13 protein-coding genes and 1 pseudogene are annotated in these 16,906 nt (G+C 73.2%); 3 read left to right on the top strand and 11 right to left on the bottom strand.

Annotated features, from left to right (window positions below; genetic code table 11):
• Nucleotides 1-2: 2 nt before the first annotated feature.
• Nucleotides 3-3,551, bottom strand: a complete 3,549-nt coding sequence (locus IG74_RS0113755; RefSeq protein WP_030675188.1) for a hypothetical protein — start codon at nucleotides 3,549-3,551, stop codon at nucleotides 3-5.
• Nucleotides 3,552-3,565: 14 nt separating this feature from the next.
• A complete protein-coding gene (locus IG74_RS0113760; RefSeq protein ID WP_030675193.1) occupies nucleotides 3,566-6,217 on the bottom strand; it encodes a dynamin family protein in 2,652 nt (883 codons plus the stop codon).
• Nucleotides 6,218-6,407: 190 nt separating this feature from the next.
• Here IG74_RS0113760 and IG74_RS0113765 point away from each other — a divergent pair, with 190 nt between their 5' ends.
• A complete protein-coding gene (locus IG74_RS0113765) occupies nucleotides 6,408-7,031 on the top strand; it encodes a septum formation family protein (protein WP_030675196.1) in 624 nt (207 codons plus the stop codon).
• Nucleotides 7,032-7,082: 51 nt separating this feature from the next.
• Here IG74_RS0113765 and IG74_RS0113770 read toward each other — a convergent pair whose 3' ends face one another.
• From IG74_RS0113770 to IG74_RS0113785, 4 genes and pseudogenes are all read right to left on the bottom strand, one after another.
• Entirely contained in the window at nucleotides 7,083-7,727 is a 645-nt protein-coding gene (locus tag IG74_RS0113770) for a response regulator transcription factor (RefSeq protein ID WP_030675199.1), read from the bottom strand.
• A 12-nt stretch (nucleotides 7,728-7,739) separates the two neighbouring features.
• A complete protein-coding gene (locus IG74_RS0113775; RefSeq protein ID WP_030675202.1) occupies nucleotides 7,740-9,134 on the bottom strand; it encodes a sensor histidine kinase in 1,395 nt (464 codons plus the stop codon).
• A 16-nt stretch (nucleotides 9,135-9,150) separates the two neighbouring features.
• The gene (locus IG74_RS0113780) at nucleotides 9,151-9,939 is read right to left on the bottom strand and encodes an ABC transporter permease (protein WP_030675206.1); all 789 of its coding nucleotides are present in this window, start codon (nucleotides 9,937-9,939) and stop codon (nucleotides 9,151-9,153) included.
• 152 nt (nucleotides 9,940-10,091) lie between these two features.
• Nucleotides 10,092-10,730, bottom strand: a pseudogene (locus IG74_RS0113785) (ATP-binding cassette domain-containing protein); the annotation flags it as partial.
• 437 nt (nucleotides 10,731-11,167) lie between these two features.
• Between IG74_RS0113785 and IG74_RS0113790 the strand changes: the two are divergent.
• Nucleotides 11,168-11,554: a hypothetical protein gene (locus IG74_RS0113790; RefSeq protein WP_030675212.1), complete on the top strand. Its 387-nt coding sequence runs from the start codon at nucleotides 11,168-11,170 to the stop codon at nucleotides 11,552-11,554.
• 77 nt (nucleotides 11,555-11,631) lie between these two features.
• Here the strand turns inward: IG74_RS0113790 and IG74_RS0113795 are convergent, their stop codons facing one another.
• Entirely contained in the window at nucleotides 11,632-12,105 is a 474-nt protein-coding gene (locus IG74_RS0113795; RefSeq protein WP_030675215.1) for a carboxymuconolactone decarboxylase family protein, read from the bottom strand.
• 49 nt (nucleotides 12,106-12,154) lie between these two features.
• Entirely contained in the window at nucleotides 12,155-12,367 is a 213-nt protein-coding gene (locus IG74_RS0113800; protein WP_158857611.1) for a hypothetical protein, read from the bottom strand.
• A 144-nt stretch (nucleotides 12,368-12,511) separates the two neighbouring features.
• Here IG74_RS0113800 and sigJ point away from each other — a divergent pair, with 144 nt between their 5' ends.
• The gene (gene sigJ, locus IG74_RS0113805; protein ID WP_030675221.1) at nucleotides 12,512-13,447 is read left to right on the top strand and encodes an RNA polymerase sigma factor SigJ; all 936 of its coding nucleotides are present in this window, start codon (nucleotides 12,512-12,514) and stop codon (nucleotides 13,445-13,447) included.
• Between the two features lie 66 nt (nucleotides 13,448-13,513).
• Here the strand turns inward: sigJ and hemC are convergent, their stop codons facing one another.
• From hemC to IG74_RS0113820, 3 genes are all read right to left on the bottom strand, one after another.
• On the bottom strand, nucleotides 13,514-14,449 hold the full coding sequence (gene hemC, locus IG74_RS0113810) for a hydroxymethylbilane synthase (RefSeq protein ID WP_030675224.1): 936 nt from the start codon (nucleotides 14,447-14,449) through the stop codon (nucleotides 13,514-13,516).
• A gap of 190 nt (nucleotides 14,450-14,639) precedes the next feature.
• Nucleotides 14,640-15,122, bottom strand: a complete 483-nt coding sequence (locus IG74_RS0113815; protein WP_030675226.1) for an SgcJ/EcaC family oxidoreductase — start codon at nucleotides 15,120-15,122, stop codon at nucleotides 14,640-14,642.
• Nucleotides 15,123-15,333: 211 nt separating this feature from the next.
• On the bottom strand, nucleotides 15,334-16,878 hold the full coding sequence (locus IG74_RS0113820; protein ID WP_030675229.1) for an MFS transporter: 1,545 nt from the start codon (nucleotides 16,876-16,878) through the stop codon (nucleotides 15,334-15,336).
• Between the last annotated feature and the right edge of the window lie 28 nt (nucleotides 16,879-16,906).

The raw sequence follows: 16,906 nt of genomic DNA on the forward strand, positions 1-16,906 counted from the left end.
GGTCAGTGCCCGCCGTTGAACGGATCGCGCTCGGCGATGTACGAGGCCTTCGTGTCGCTCATGTCCACCCGGAACACCGAACCCGGCGCGCCCCACATCCCGGCGAGCGAGTCGGCCCGCCAGTACGGCACCGGCTCCCGGTGCACCCGCAGCAGCCCCTGCTCGTCGAGCGTGGCCACATACGTCACTCCTTGCTCGGCCTCCACGCTTTCCGTGCCGTACGCCGGCTCCGTGCCGCTCCGCTCGGGCACGGACACGACGCCGAGCAGGTCCCACTTCCGGTCGGGCTCGCCGGGATAGCGCAGGTAGAACGACCAGCCGTCGTGCGGCGGCGAGCCGATCGGCCCGCTCGTCATGCCCCGCACCGCCCGCGCGTTCGGCCCCGCGCCCCGCACCCGGAACACCTCGTTGAAGCGCGGCGCCTCGGCCGCCGCCGCGGCGGGGCGGCGCGGGTCCTGCGGCAGGCTGAAGACGACCACGCCCGTGTCCGGCCGGTCCCCCGCCACCCGGTTGTCGGCGACGATCTCGATCGGCACCCACTGGCCGCCGGGGCCGCCGCCGAGGTCGATCTGGACCGGGGCCGGGCCGTCCACCTCGTACTGCGGCGCGCCGCGCGCGAGGTGCACCGCCAGGTCGAGATCGGCGTTCACCTCCACCTGGAACTGCGCCTCCCGTGTCCACTGCGCCATGTTCAGCGTGAAGCCGGGCTCTTCGAGGCGGACCCAGGCGTCCGGGTCGAAGGCGCCCCACTCCTTCCAGCCGGTGCCGATGTTGCGGTGGATGCGCAGACTCGCGGGCAGGCTCTGCCACTTGCTGCGCACCGCCCAGGTGCCGCCGGGGCCGATGGGACTCAGCCGCGCGCCGACCCTCAGCAGGGCGTGCGTGGGGTCGTTGGCCGCCAGCTGGTACGTCGGCCCGAAGTCGCACGGCAGGTAGTAGCTGAGGTTGTCCACCTCGATGCGCAGCACGTAGCGGCCGCGGCCCAGGACGCCCTGGGCGTTGCGCACGGTGTGCGCGAACCGGCGGACGTGGTGGCCCCAGCAGGCCCCGATGGACGTCGCCTTCTTGCCGTACTCCTCCTCCACGGCGACGCCCGCGGGGTTCCACCGCACCTCGCTCTCCTGGCGCAGCCGCCGCTCCAGGGTGTGCCGCACCAGCGGCATCCGGCTGCTCTTGCCGGTGAGGAAGGTCCGGTCGAGCTCGCTGGCCGTCACGATGTTCTTCGTGAGGGCGACCACGAGATCCATGATCTCCTTGAGGTCCGGCGCGAGGAGTTCCGCGAACGTCGCGGCGTCGAGCACCGGCGTCCACGCCGCGGGCGCGCCCGCCGCCCCGAGCCGTCCCAGGAGCACCTCAAGCGTCTCCGGCAGCGGCTGATACGCGGACTCGCCCGCGCCGAGCCGGAACTTGGCGTCCTCGGCGAGCTCCCACAGCAGCCAGAACGTCTGCTCCGCGTCCTCCCGGGACGCGGTGACCACGGTGTCGGCGCTCCAGCGCGTCGGCACCACGCGGTCCACCAGATCCGCCGGATACCCCTCGATCTCCGGGTCGCGGTCGAGCAGGGTGCGCGGCACATAGCGGCCGTCGACGGCGTACGGGTCCTTCAGCGAGCCCACGACGTGCTCGAACCGCTCCGGCTGACCGGTGAGCAGATGGTCGGCGAAGGCCGCCTTGTACCAGCGGAAGAGCCGCAGCGTCATCAGGTCGCCGCCCAGCTGGAGGTGCCCGGTGGAGCCGAGCAGCGTGGGCGTGAGGACGTACAGGCGGCCGGTGAAGCGGGGGTCCTGGCCCGGCACCGGGTCGGGCGTCGCGTCCTTGAGGCGCAGATTGATCAGGGCGAGGTCCGTGGTGCCGCCGCCGATGTCGATGACCAGGACGTTCTGCTGCCAGGCACGGTCCGTGCCGGGCAGCGGGCGGCAGCGTGCCCGGAACGCCTCGACACCGGCGACGAAGTCGCCGCCGAAGTCCCGCATGATGAAGAAGAGCGCGGCCGCCACCGCCTCGTCGAACTGGGTGTCCACCAGCGTGACGCCGAGCCCGTCGCCCGCCCCGCCGGCCCCCGCGCCGACCAGCTCCCGCAGCCTGCGGCGCACCCCGGGCGGCGCCACCGTCGGGTACGTCATGACGACGTGGTCGAGCCGGCCCTGGTGGAATTCCTTGGGGTTGGCGGCGAGGTATTCGTCGGCCTGGTCGAGCAGATAGCGCAGGCCCTCGCGGATCAGGTCGTCGGCTGTGAACGGCGCCAGGCCCGGCATCTCGTGGTCGCGGCCCAGGTACTGCTTGACCCCGCGGTACGACTGGGCCCCGCCCATGGGCAGTCCGCCCACCGGGATCCGCTCCTGGCCCATCCGCACCCGCAGCTCCGGGCTCGTGGCGACCACCTCGATGCGGCTGGCGAGCTCCGTGCCGCCCGCCTGGTCGAGGTCGACGGAGAACAGCCGGAGCACGTCCAGCGGCAGCTCGTCGAAGGCCCGGTGGTAGCACCGGTGCAGCAGCGGAGTCGCCGCCCGGCGCAGCTGTTCGTCCCGGGAGGCGATCCGCAGTTCGAGCGCGGTGTACAGCGCGTGCACCCAGCCGTCGCCGCCGTACCCGCTCTCCAGGGCGTCCGCGAGCGCCTGCCCGCCGCCCGCCTCGGTGCGCGGGGCGTCGCCGTCCGTGAGGTACTGCCGCGCGACGTCGGTGAGCAGCTCGCGCCACTGTGCCCGCTCGCCCGCGCACGCGTCCGGATTGGCGAGCAGCTGCCTGAGCTCCTTGCGCAGCCGCCCCTCCTGGTACCGCGACATGGCGCGCACGTCGAGCTGGCGCATGTCGTGGACGGTGACCGTGGAGTTCGTCGTGCCGAAGTCCACCGCGGCGAAGCCGAAGTGGCGCACGGCGCCCTCTGGGACCCGGCGTACTCCAGGGCGGCCGGGTGCGGCAGCGGTGGGCTCGGCGGCCGCGGCCGCCCGGGGCGCGTCGCGGGAAGCGCTGGGCGGGGCGGACGCGTGGGCGCGCCCGGTGGGCCCGCCGGCCGGGGTCCGCGACCACAGATTGGCGTCGTACCACTGTCCGGAGCCGGAGCTGGAACTCGGCGTCGGAGCGGACTGGAAGGTCGGTGGGACTGGTGGGACCGGCGGGACCGGTGGAGCCATGGCCATGTCCAGACGCAGTGTGGTGGAGACCTCGGTCGTGGCGTGGATGGTGCCGACGGGGCGCCCCGTGACCGGGTTGAGTTCGTGGTGCGTGAAGCGGACGACCAGCGGTAGCACGGTCTGGTCGAGGCGCTCGGCCAACGCCACGGCACCGCGCGCCCGCACGGTCGTCGGCGCCCTGACCACCTGGCCCTCCACGGAGCGGAACGCGCCGTCGAGCGCGGTGCCGTCGAGCACGGGAAGGGCCGGGTCCGTGCGCAGCACCTCGGCCTTGCTGACGATGACACCGCCGCCGGTCGGCCGCAGCTCCACGTCGGGCAGCTGGACCGCCGACAGCGGGCCGAGCAGGGTGAATCCGCCGCCGTGGGCGTCCGCCACACAGGACGGCCCCGAGGTTACGAAACGGGCGTGCAGTCCCATGGCGTCTCCGTGGGTCAGGCCTTGCGCGGGGCGGTGGGCGGCGTGGCGAGGCTCTTGACGGTGGACGTCCGCGTACCGCGGGCCGCGCCGGGGTGCGCGGACGGCCGGGGCAGCGGCATCGCTTCCAGGCGCGCGGCCAGGTCGAGGGGTGCGGCGCCCTGGGCCGCGCCGTCGGCCCGAAGGCCGGACAGGAGCAGCTCGGGCGTGTCGGTGGCGTTCACGAACCGCTCGCCCTGTGCCAGGGCCTTGCCCGCCTGCCGCGCGAACTCCGCCTGATGGGCGGCCAGATGACCGTGCACCAGATCCACGAGGGCGGCGACCAGCTCGCGCCGCATCCGCACGACGTGCGCGACGTGGCGCTCCAGCGGGTCACGGTCCTCGGGCTGGTCCGGATGCCAGGGGAAACAGCGGTCGAGGCGCAGCGGGAAGCTGGCGTCCACGTCCGCCGGATCCGGCTGCGGGGGCACCGTCTGCCGCAGCTCCGCGCGGTACCACTCCGGGTTGGTTGTGGCGATCAGCGCGCCGAGCCGGTCCCGGCGCGGCGGCGGCAGCGCGCCGCGCCGCAGCTCCTCCGCGGTGATCTCGATCCAGCCGCGGCGCAGGTCCTCAAGCGTGTCGGCGTGGTCGTCGAGACGCGCCTCGTACGCGGCCCGGATCCGGTCGTGGACGAGGGTGAGGAGCGCCTCGTGGGACGCCCGGAACGCCACCAGGAGCTCCTCGGGACCATCCGGAATGCCCGGCGCCGGATCGCTCTCCGCGGCGGCGGGCTCCTGTGTGAAGAGGCCGAGGAGCGCCAGCTCGTCCTGCACGTGCTGGGCGAAGTCCGCGTCGCCCTCGGTGGCGTGCGGCGCCACGACCAGGTGCCGCTCCCGGTCCACCGCCGCGAACAGCTCCTTCCACTGCGGCCACGCGGCGACCGCCGTCGCGGCCTCGTCGACCAGGTACCGGCGCAGCGCGTCGTCGCCGCGCGCCCCGTCCGTGGCCCGCTCCAGGACCAGCACCTCGCGCAGCGCGGCCAGCGCCTGCCGGGTGGCGTGCAGGGTCCGCTGGATCTCCTGGTACGCGGGCGGGTACTCCACTCCCGGGTGCGCCGAGCGCTCCGCGGTGATCAGCGCGAGCCGGGCCCGGTCCACCGCTCCGGCCCGGCGGCGCACCGCGCTGCTCTTGAGGGTGCCGCCGTGCTCCCGGGCGTGCCCGGTGAGTTCACCGCGCAGCAGCCGCAGCCCGCCGTCGTGGGCGTACTCGCGCAGGGCCCGGATCAGCCCGCTGCCCGGGGCATCCGCTTCGAGCCGGTCGGCGACGCGCGCCCACAGGCCGGTCGGCACCGGTTGGCCGGTGCCGCTGCCCGCCTCGCGCACGTGGACGCGCGTCCCGTCCGCCCCCTCGCCGCCGAGGACGCCGGAGGCGCGCAGCGCGGCGAGACCCACCATGGGCGAAACCAGGATGAGCTGCTTGTGCTGCCCTGCGGGCAGCAGGGACTGCGAGGCCTCGACGATCGTGTCGAGTACCGCGGTGTCCGGCTGGCCCAGCAGCCGCCGCTCCGTCAGGCGCTCGTGCGCTCCCAGCAGCGCGGCCTCGAGCCCGGGCGCGTCATCGACCGGCAGCTGGTCGAAGCGGCCGCCCGCGACCAGGATGCTCTCCCGCAGCTCCTCGTCCGACCTGCGTTCCCGCCCATCCGCCGTGGGCTCGCGCAGCATGTCGAAGAAGTCCTGCTCACTGGCCACCGGCCCGCGCTGGGCGTTCATCAGGACCAGCACGGTGTGGATGTCACGCAGCTCGCGACGGCTCAGGAACCGGTCCCGCGCACCCGAGCTGGGGCTGTTCAGGCCGGGGAAGTCCATCAGCGTGAGCGCGCCCACGTCCCCCAGGTCCCACACGGCGCGCGGTATCCGCACCCGCAGCTCGATCTTCCTGATCAGCGGTACGCACGCGGTGAGCACGTCGTCCGGGATCCGGCCGCCCGGCGCCACCGTGCCGCGCCTGTCCCAGCCGCCGCCCTGCTGTTGCGGCACGTCGGGCAGGGACATGGCCTGCTTGGCCTGCGCGTCGGACAGGTCGTAGCGCCGTCCGAGCAGCGGCGCGCCCTCTTCGTAGGCGGCGTGCAGGAGCAGGGTCTCCTTGGCCACCGCGCTCATCTTGGAGCCCTGCGCGGAACGGCCGTACCGGCGGCACCAGTCGATCAGCGGCTGCCACCCCTCGGAGCCCGGCCGCGCCGTACGCAGCTCGCCGAGCTCCCGCTCGCCCAGCCCTTCCAGGCCCGCAAGCTCCTGGAGCCTGCCGTGCAGATGCGTCATGAGCTCGGCCGTCTCGGGCGCCGTGCAGTAGACGACCGCGCGCTCCTGCAGCGTCGGCCCCGGCTCGCCGTCGCCCGACTGGTCGATGCGGATGGCCGTCACGTTGCCCGTGGTCGGCACATGGCTCACCGACAGCAGGCCCGGCATCCCGAGCAGCGCCTCGATCAACAGCGACTTGCCCGCGCTGAACTCGCCGACCACACCGATCGACAGCGGATCACGCGCCTCCCCCAGGAGATGGGCGACGCCCGAACGGAACTCTCCCCGACGGGAGGCGAGTGCGGTCTCGTCCGGATCGTGCGCCGGAGCGCGCTCCAGGGCTTCGAGCATGCCGACCGCCCACTGCGCGTACAAGTCCGTGCTGGCGCCCATGACCGCGGACCTCCCCCCTGCGCCGCCCCGCACGCGGTGCCACCGGCCCCCGGGACCGTGACAAACCGTCGCGGTCGGCGCTCAGGGCAATGTCCCGCGAAACGCCCCGCTTGGGCAACAGGATGTGCCAATTTCCCTGAATTCGCGCGGAGTTGTACTCAGTCGGACGTCCAGCTGGCACCCTCGGGCTATGGCCACGCCGCGCCAGGGACATCAGGGGGACCCCTACGCGCGGGACCCGGGGGAGTTCCAGATCCCGTACTCCTGGGTCCCCGAGCCGGACGCGCCCACCGGACGGCACGCGGACGGGCCGGGCCCCGGCCGCTCCGCCACCCCGCGCCGCCGTCGGCTACGGCGCGGAGCGCTCGTGGCCGTGCTCGCCCTGAGCACGTCCGCAGCCGCCGCGCTCAGCCAAGAGGCCCTCCCGAACGACACCCCCACCGGTACGCCGGTCAGCTGGGCCGACCTCGAAGTGGGTGACTGCGTGGCCGGACGCGCGGCCCGCGCCACAGCGCTGCGCGTCGACTGCGACGAGGCCCACCACTTCGAGCTCTTCGCCACCGCCCCGCGCTACCGAGCCACCGCCTACCCCGGGGACGCCGTCGCCCAGGCCCACGCCCGACAGCGGTGCTCGCAGCGCTTCACCGCCGCCTACCTCGGCACGGAGGACGACCTGAGCTGGACCGCGGGCATCGTCAGCCGCTCGTCCTGGAGCGTGGGCCGCCCCGTCTTCTGCTACCTCATGGACCGCTCGAAGAGCGCGCTGTACGGCTCAGCCGTGACGGACGCCCCCGGCTTCTCCGACGTCGACTGACCGACCCGCCTCGGGTCCGAGCCATGGGACGTCGGTCCTCCGCGGGGCCGGTCAGGCCCGCAGATAGCGGATCACCGCGAGCACCCGACGGTTGTGGTCGTGCGACGCGGGTAGCCCCAACTTGTCGAAGACCGCCGCCACATGCTTCTCCACCGTGCCCGCCGACACCACGAGGGCCTGCGCGATCGCCGCGTTCGAACGGCCCTCCGCCATCAGCTTCAGCACCTGCCGCTCCCGCTCGGTCAACGGTGCCAGCTCCGCCGCCCGATGGCTCGCCCCCGCGAGCTGGGTGACGACCTCCGGATCGAGCGCGGTGCCGCCCGCCGCCACGCGCTCCAGCGCGTCCGTGAACTCCGCGATGTTGGCGACCCGGTCCTTGAGCAGATAGCCGACCCCCGCCGAACCGTCCGCGAGCAGCCGCGTGGCGTACTTCGTCTCCACGTACTGGGAGAACAGCAGCACCCCCGTGCTCGGATACGTGCGGCGGATGTCGATGGCGGCCCGCAGGCCCTCGTCCGTGTGGGACGGCGGCATCCGGATGTCGACGACGGTGACGTCCGGCCGGTGCTCGGCCACCGCCGTGCGCAACGCGTCCGCGTCACCGACGGCGGCACACACCTCATGCCCCCGCTCCACGAGCATCTGGGCCAGCAATTCCCGCAGTACAGCGGCGTCCTCGGCGATCACGACACGCATGGTGGAATGCTCTCACGCGCGCATCGGCAGCTCGACGACGGCCGTCGTCGGTCCGCCCTCGGGGCTGTGGACCATCAGTCGGCCGTCGACGGGGCGCATCCGCTGGACGAGGCCGGTGAGGCCGCTGCCCGCGCCGATCGCCGCGCCGCCCCGGCCGTCGTCCACGACCTGGAGCCGCAGCATCCCGTCGTGGCACTCGTCCACCGTGAGGATCACCTGCGTGGCGCCGCTGTGCTTGATCACGTTGGTGAGCAGCTCGGCCGCGCAGAAGTACGCGATGGTCTCGATGGCCGGGGTGGGGCGCCGGGGCACATCGGCGGTCAGCTCGACCGGGATGCTGCTGCGGGCGGCGAGCGTGGCGAGTGCGTCCGGCAGCCCGTCGTCGAGCACCGGTGGGTGCAGGCCCCGGGCGAGGTCGCGCAGTTCGGTGAGCGCCTCGGTGGCGTTCCGATGGGCGCCGTCGACGAGCTGCCGCACGCGGGCCAGGTCGATGGGGTCGCCGGCGGGATCAGCCCTGTCGTATGTGTCCGCCGTGCCGAGCCGCTCCTTGACCATGTCCAGGCTCATGGCGACCGCGACGAGCCGGACCTGCGCCCCGTCGTGCAGATCGCGCTCCACGCGGCGCAGCAGGGCCACCGAATCGTCGACCGCGAGGGCACGGGTTTCCTCCAGGTTGCGCACCCGGTCGGCGAGGCGGCTCGGGCCGAGCAGAGCACGCAGCAGCCAGCGGTCGGCCTCCACCACCAGCCGCGTCGGCCAGGGCGCGAGCCACAGCAGCGCCACGCCGAAGGCGAGCGCCCCGAACGTCCCGGCGAAGGTGTCCACTTCGAGGCCGCCGACGGGAACGGGTGTGAGGACGGGCATGCCGCCGGGGTCACCGGCGCTCGGCTGCTGCCCGAAGGCCGCCCACCTCAGCGGTGCCGTGACATTGACCAGACCGGTCAGCCACCACAGCACCGCGTACATCCCGAGGGCGCTCACCGGCAGTTTCACCAGGACGTACGACACGGCCCGCCAGCCCGCGCCGTCCCGCAGGCCCGCGTCGAGCCGGCCGAAGAGCCCCGTGCCCGCGGACGGCGGCTCCAGGGCCGGCAGCCGCTCGCCGAGGAGCCCGGAGGCCATGCGCCGGTGCACCGAGGCAACAGCCCGTGCCAGCCGCACCCCCGTCACCAGGATCAGGATGCCGACGACCGCGCCGAGCAGCGACACCGTCAGGCCCGCGCCCAGGGCGAACAGCACGGCCAGGACGACACCGCCCACCAGCCCGAGCGGAAAGGCGAGCAGGCAGTACGCCGTCTCTCTCCAGGCGCGCCGGGTCAGCGGTGCCCGCAGCATCATGCGGAGGAACGAACGCCCGGGGGCGGTGGGGGAGGGCGAGCGCGGGATGGCTTCGCTGGTGTCGTGCATGGTGATCATTTTCCTGTCAGGCGTCGCGTCGGGCGAGCAGCCCCGCGCCCACACCGAGGACGGCGGTGGTGTACAGACACAGGACGGCGAACCCGGTCCATGGCGCGAGCATGTCGGAGACCGGCTTGGCGACCGCGAGGGAGTTACCGGCGATCATGGTCGGGAAGTACTTGGCCACGGTGGGTCCCGCTATGCCGCTGATGAGTGCGGGCAGGACGAAGGTGACGCCGACGAGCGAGGCGATGGCGCCGGCCGTGTGCCGGGTGATCGCGCCGATGCCCAGGCCCATCAGGCCGATCATCCCCAGATAGGCGCCGGACATCAGCACGGCCCGCAGCACACCGGCGTCCCCGAGGTCCGGCCTCGGCACTCCGTCGGCGAGCGCGGCGCGCCCCGCGAAGAACGTCAGGAAGGCAACGGTCTCACCCACGAGGAGCACCACCGCGCCGTACACGGAGGCTTTGGCGGCCAGCAGGAGGCGGCGGTCGGGTATGGCGGCGAGTGTGGAGCGTATGGACCCGGAGGAGTACTCCCCGGTGACGATGAGGACGCCGAGGACCCCGATGAGCAGCTGGCCGAGGGCGACACCCGCGAGGACGTTGTTCGTCGGGTCGAAGGCGGCTGCCTTGTCCGGCGAGGGCGCCTTGGTGTTGGCCATGGTGACGACGCCGATCGCGACCATGCTGACCGCGGCGAGCAGTAGCGCGTAGAACGTTGAGCGGAGTGTCCGCAGCTTGACCCACTCCATGTGGACGGCCTGGCGAAAGCCGTACCTGGCGGTGGCGGTGGTGGTGAGGGTGGTCATCGCGGATTCCTTTCGGTGTCGGCGGGCTTGGTGACACCGCGGGACCGCTCGTGAGCATCGGGGACGGGCTGGGTGGTGACACCGCGGTACTCGGCGGAGCCGCTGGTCAGCGCGAAGAAGGCCTCTTCGAGCGAGCGGCCGTCCGCGGTGAGCTCCCGCACCGAGGTGTCGGCGAGCAACCGCCCCTGTCCGATCACGACCAAGTGGTCGGCGGTGAGCGCCATCTCGCCGATGAGATGGCTCGACAGCAGGACGGTGCGGCCTTCCGCGGCTAGGGAGCGCATCAACTCCCGGATCCAGCGCACGCCTTCCGGGTCCAGGCCGTTCACCGGCTCGTCGAAGAGGAGGACCTCCGGATCGCCGAGGAGTGCGGCGGCGATCCCCAGACGCTGGGCCATGCCCAGCGAGAACGTCCCCGCACGCCGCCCGGCGACGTCGCTCAGACCGACGACACCCAGCACTTCGTCCACCCGCGCCCGCGGGATGCCGCCGCCCGCGGCGAGCGCCGCCAGATGCGCCCGCGCGCTGCGGCCGGGATGGAACGTGTGTGCCTCAAGCAGCGCGCCCACCTCACGCAGGGGCCAGCTCAGCTCCCCGTACAGGCGTCCGGAGATCCGGGCCCAGCCGGTGTCCGGCCTGTCCAGGCCCATCACCATGCGCATCGTGGTCGACTTGCCCGAGCCGTTCGGCCCGAGGAAGCCCGTCACGGCTCCGGGGCGCACCTCGAAACTCAGGGCGTCCACGGCGGTGGTGGCCCCGTACCGTTTGGTGAGCCCTTGGACCTCGATCATCACAACTCCTGCGGCAAGCCCGGTCAGCGCCCGGCGTGGTCAACACACCTCACGCTAGGCCGCCCACCAGCACTGCAGGAACGGTGATTTCCTCCGACTGACCTGGGGGTTTTCCCCCAGGCGGCCACCGACGGCGACCACCGACGGCGACCCACGGCGACCATCCATGGCGACCACCACCCTCGCGGATCGCGGGCGACGACACCCGCCGCCGGAACCCCCACGATCCGGCCAACGAGCCCCCCTTGCGCGCCGCTCCCGCTCGTGTGGGTGATGGACGGCCGCGCGGCGTGGACACCACGATCCGAAAGTGTCCGGACGTACCAGAGCGACGACAAGCACCAGAGCAGCGACCACGAGTACCAGAGCCACGACGAGTACCGGCACGCAGTGTCCGGACGCGTGTCAGCGCGTGCTCGCGACACCGAGGAGGAACCATGACCTACCCCAAGACCACCCTGCGCATCGCCCTGACCTGCGTGCTGGCCCTCGGCCTCACCGGCCTCGCCCAGACGGGCGGCGCGACCGGGTCGAGAGCGGCCGCCGAGGCCCGAGAACCCGCCTGCCCGCCGCCCGGCGGCGGAAGCTGCTACTTCGAGTACTACGACGGCGACGGCCTGCGGACCATCGAGTTCGACCCCGAGGTCGGCCGCTGCTACAACACGTCCTCGGCCGGTGCCGTCCGAGGCACCAACAAGACCAACCGCAGGGTCCACCTGTGGCCCACCAGCAACTGCTCCGGGAGCGCGACCGCACTGGTCGACCCGGGCTTCTCCTGGAACGACCCGTCCCACCACTACTACTCGTTCCGGCCGATCCGCTGACATCGGACATCCGCTGACACCGGAACCGGACGGGCGCGGGGCCGCGGCGGAGACCGCGGCCCCGCGCCCGGGCCGTCCTAGCCGAACTGGCCGACCTGGTAGTCGCCTCCGGGGTTCGCGGTGATGACGTTCAGCCGGTTGAAGGCGTTGATGATGGCTATCTCCGACACCAGCGCGGCGAGCTGGTCCTCGTCGAAGTGCTTGGCGGCGTTGGCCCAGGCCTCGTCGGTGACTCCACCGGCGGCGTCGGCGATGCGGGTGCCCTGCTCCGCGAGCTCCAGGGCGGCCCGCTCGGCCTCGGTGTAGACCGAGGCATCGCGCCAGGTCGCGAGCAGGTGGAGGCGCGTGGGGGTCTCTCCCGCGTGCGTGGCCTCCTTGGTGTGGATGTCGGCGCAGAAGCCGCAGCCGTTGATCTGGCTGGCCCGCAGCGCCACCAACTCGCGGGTCGCGGCGGGCAGGGTGGACTCCGCGAGCGCCCTCCCCGCCGAGGCGAGGCTCTGGAGGGCCTTGCCCGAGACCGGGTTGGCGAGGAAGTTGAGACGGGGTTCCATGATGGTCTCCTTGATGTGCGCGACAACCGGGCCGCGCTGAGTAGATGAGTCACTGTTCGGGGGCGGCGTGTTCGCCCCACGGGCGCGAGGCGTGTCCGTGCCACCGCGACGAGCCGCGCCCGCCCCAGAGGTACGAGCCGCGCCCGCCCCAGAGGTACGAGCCGCGCCCGCCCGAGAGGTACGAGTCGCGTACGTCCCACCGGCACGAGCCGTGCGCGCCCCGCAGACCGGAGGTCACGAGCCGCGCTCGCCCCGCAGACACGCGCCGCGCCCGCTTCACCCCTCCGACGAGACAGCCCCTGGAAATGTCAGGCGCCGTGCGCGCGACACCGCGCCGATCTCACATTTCGGCAGGCTGATCCGTCGTACAGGTGACGGCAGACACGGCCAAAGGAGCAGCGACCCCATGAGGACCCCGTACGAGTCCCAGAACGACCGCCTGGACCCGGGTTTGAGCGTGATCATGAGCGAGAGGCGTCAGCTGATCAATGTCGCGTACCGGCTGCTCGGCTCCCTCGCCGACGCCGAGGACGTCGTACAGGAGACGTACGCCCGCTGGTACGCCATGACCCGGCAGCAGCGGGCGGACATCGCGTCGCCCGGGGGCTGGCTGACCAGGGTCGCGAGCCGCATCTGCCTCGATCTGCTCGGCTCGGCGCGGGCCCGGCGCGAGAGCTATGTGGGGGAGTGGCTTCCGGAGCCGGTGCCGGACCACAGGGAGTGGGCCGACGCGCGGTCGGGCGGCAGGGCGGCCGATCCGGCCGACCGGGTCACTCTCGACGAGTCGGTCAGCATGGCGTTCCTCGTGGTGCTGGAGTCGATGACTCCGGCCGAGCGCGTGGCGTTCATCCTGCACGACGTCTTCCGCTACTCCTTCGCCGAGGTGGCCGAGATCGTCGGCAGGACCCCGGCGGCGTGCCGCCAGCTGGCCTCGTCGGCCCGTCGCCGCATGCGCGCGCCGGACGCGCCCGCGGCGACCCCGGCGGCACAACGCGCCGTCCTCGTCAGGCGGTTCAAGGAGGCGTGGGAGGCCAAGGACATCGCCGCCCTCGTCGGCCTCCTCGACCCCGATGCCGTGGGGCTCGCCGACGGCGGCGGGCTGGTCAGCGCCACGCCGCTCACGGTGGGGAACGAGCAGGTCGCGCGCCAGCTGGTCATGCTGATGAGCATGGTGCCGGACCTGACGATCCTGGAGCGCACGGTCAACGGCCAGCCCGGCCTGGTGGTCGAACACGCGGGCGCCGTCGCGTCGGTGGTGGCGTTCGACTTCGAGGGGGACCGGATCAGCCGCTTCTGGTCGGTGCGCAACCCCGAGAAGCTCCGGCCGTGGACGACGGCCTGAGAAGCACCGCACCTCAGCCCGTCGGGGCGCCGGGAGGGCGGGCCCGCCCTCCCGGCGCCCCGTGGCTCAGTGCGCGATGGAGTCGATCAGCTCCCGCGCCCCCTGCCGCAGCAGGCTCACGGCCACGGAGGTGCCGAGCGTCGCCGGGTCGAGGGGGCCCGCCCACTCGTGGGCGTTGAGGACCCGCTTGCCGTCGGGCGTGAAGACCCGCGCGCGCAGCGACAGGTCACCGCTCGCGTCGCAGCGGGCGTACCCGGCGATCGGCGAGTTGCAGTGCCCCTGGAGCACGTGCAGGAACATCCGCTCGGCCGTGGCCTCGCGCCAGGCGTCCCGGTCGCCGAGTCCGCTCACCAGGTCGATGGTGTCGGTGTCGTCCTCGCGGCACTGGAGCGCGAGGATCCCGGCGCCGATCGGGGGGCACATCGTCTCCACGGACAGCACGTCGGAGACCAGGTGCATCGAGTCGATCCGCTCCAGGCCGGACACGGCGAGCATCAGGGCGTCGGCCTCGCCCGCCGCGAGCTTCTGCAGCCGGCGGCCCGCGTTGCCGCGCATCGGCACGCAGGTCAGATGCGGGTGGGACGCGGCGAGCTGGGCGATGCGGCGCACCGACGACGTGCCGATGCGGCTGCCCGCGGGCAGTTGGTCGAGGGTCAGGCCGTCCGGGTGGATGAGCGCGTCGCGGATGTCGTCGCGCTTGAGGAACGCGGCGAACGTCGTGCCCTGCGGCAGCGGCCGGTCCGCGGGCACGTCCTTCACGCAGTGCACGGCGAGGTCGGCCTCGCCGGCCAGCAGCGCCGCGTCGACCTCCTTGGTGAAGGCGCCCTTCCCGCCGAGCTGTGCCAGGTCACCCATCCAGCGGTCCCCGGAGGTCGTCACGGGCAGGACCTCGGTACGGACTCCGGGGTGCAGGGCGGCGAGTTCGGTGCGTACGCGCTCGACCTGGGCCAGGGCCATGGGGGAGGAGCGGGAGACGATGCGGATCAGCTCGGGAGCGGACATGACGTACACGATAGGGCCTCGCGCGCACGGTCCCGGCACCGGCACGTCAACTAACTGGGCTACGGGACCTGGCGGTTGACGGAGGCGTACCGTCCGCCCTTCGGCACGCGCTCGCCGCCCCCGGCGTACGGACGCGGCCGCTCCGGGGTCGGCCCCGTGCGCCGCGGAACGCCGCAGGTCGGGGCCGGAGCTAGGAGTCGTCGGGGTCATGGGAGCCCTGCCCGTGCCACTCCCGGGGAGAGCGGCGGGCCATGTCCTCGTCGTCGTGCGCGAAGTCCGCCAGGTCCGTCCGCGCGCTGTTGTGGAACGCCAGGATCTTGCCGTCGGTCTCCGCGTCCCGCACGATCTGTGTCCGGATCCCGTGCAACTCGCCCGCGCGCGGCCCTTCGGGGACGTGCAGCGTCGTGGCGGTGTGCAGGAGCAGGAGGCCGTCCGCCAGCGGGCGGCCGTCGAGGAGCCGGATCGCCAACCGGCTGCCCCGGTAGACCGTGTCGAAGATCTTCTGGTGCTCCTCGGCGATCACGGCCCGGCCCCGGTGGAACCGGCCCACCACGTCGACGAAGTCCGCGTCCTCGGCGAAGTGCGCCGCCAGTGCCGCACCGTCGCCCTCGTTCCACGCCCGGGCCATCCCGGCGAGCAGTTCGTCCACGCACTTGGACGTGGACTTGGACATGGCCATGGCCCTCCACCCCTGCTGGTTTCGCTGCTGGATCAGGACTGCGGTCCACCGGTCCCCCGCACGGAACGACGCCCTGCTCGAAGCACCGTGCCGACGGAACGACGTCCTCCTGGAACATCGTGCCAGCGGACACCGCCGGTGTCGTCCGCCCGCGCCACAGTTGTGGTCGCGCCACAGATGTGGGGGCGCTGACGCCCCGCCCGCCTCACCCGGACCGTCGGCCGTCCTCGTGTCCTTCCCTGCCGCACACCCCAGGCTCCAACGGCGGTGCCGACACCGCCACGTTCGCCTTGCAGTGCGGTTCGTTGCCCGCCTCCGCGTGCCAGTCGTCGGGGCGCGGTCTGATGAAGGCCGCCGCGGCGAGCGCCGCGAGGGCGAACAGGCCCGCGCAGCCCCACGCCGCCTTGCCGAAGGCCGTGTCCAGCGCGTCCGGGTCGGCGTACGCCGTGCCGCTCAGGCCCACGGCGAGCGGCAGGGCGGCGACCACGAGGAGTTGGGCGATGCGGGCGGCCGTGTTGTTGACGCCGCTGGCGAGCCCGGCACGGGAGGCGTCCACCGAGGCGAGGACCGTCGCCGTCAGGGGCGCCACGAACACGCTCATGCCCACGCCCAGGACGACGACCGCGGGCAGCACGTCGGCGGCGTACGAGGAGCCGGGTCCGATCCGCAGCATCAGCAGGACCCCGGCGGCCGCGATGAGCGGCCCCAGGGTGAGGGGCAGGCGCGGGCCGACACGCCGGGCCAGATCGCCCGCCGACGCGGAGAGGAGCAGCATCAGGACCGTGATGGGCAGCGTCGCCGTGCCCGCCTCCAGCGCGTCGTAGCCGAGCGTGGTCTGGAGCTGGACGGGCAGCAGGAACAGGATGCCGCCGATGGCGGCGTACAGGCAGAGCGTCATGACGTTCGCCGCGGAGAACAGGCCGGAGCGGAACAGGCCGAGCGGCAGCATCGGGTCGCGCCGCCGTCGCTCGACGGCCAGGAAGGCGGCGCCCGCGAGCAGGCCGCCGACCCCCGGCAGGACGGCCGCGGCCGTCGAGTCGCCGGAGGCGCCGATCAGCGCGAAGCTCACGCCCGCCAGGAACAGCGCCGCGAGCACGGCGCCCGGTACGTCGAACCGCTGGGCGGCGGCGTGTTCGTCGCGGCTCTCCGGTACGTGCCGGGCCGCGAGGAGCACGACCGCGGCCAGGGGGATGTTGATGAGGAAGATCCAGCGCCAGCCCGGCCCGTCGATCAGCCAGCCGCCGAGGAACGGGCCCACCGCCCCGGCGACACCGCCGAGCCCCGACCAGGCACCCACCGCCTTCGCCTGGTCGTCGGCCCGGAAGGAGGACCGCACCAGGGCGAGCGAGCCGGGCGTGAGCAGGGCGCCGCCCACCCCTTGCAGGGCCCGGGCCGCGATCAGGGTGCCCGCGTCCTGGGCGAGACCGCACAGCGCGGAGGCGAGCGCGAACCACACCACGCCGATGACGAGGGTGCGCCGCCGCCCGATGCGGTCGCCGAGCGCGCCGCCGAGGAGCAGCAGCGCGGACAGCGTGAGCATGTAGGCGTTGACCACCCACTGGAGGGCGGAGATGGAGGCGTCCAGATCGCGGCCGAGGGTCGGCAGGGCGACGTTGACGACCGTGCCGTCCAGCAGCGCCATGCCGGACGCCAGCACCGCGCACGCCAGGACCCAGCGGCCGCGCGGCGATGCCAGGGCCACACCGCCGTCGTCGGCGGGGGAGGCGGAAGAGGCGGAGGAGTCCGTCATCGCTCACCTTCCTCCCCACTCATCCGCG

The sequence above is a fragment of the Streptomyces sp. NRRL B-1347 genome (assembly GCF_000720325.1).
Lineage (GTDB): Bacteria > Actinomycetota > Actinomycetes > Streptomycetales > Streptomycetaceae > Streptomyces.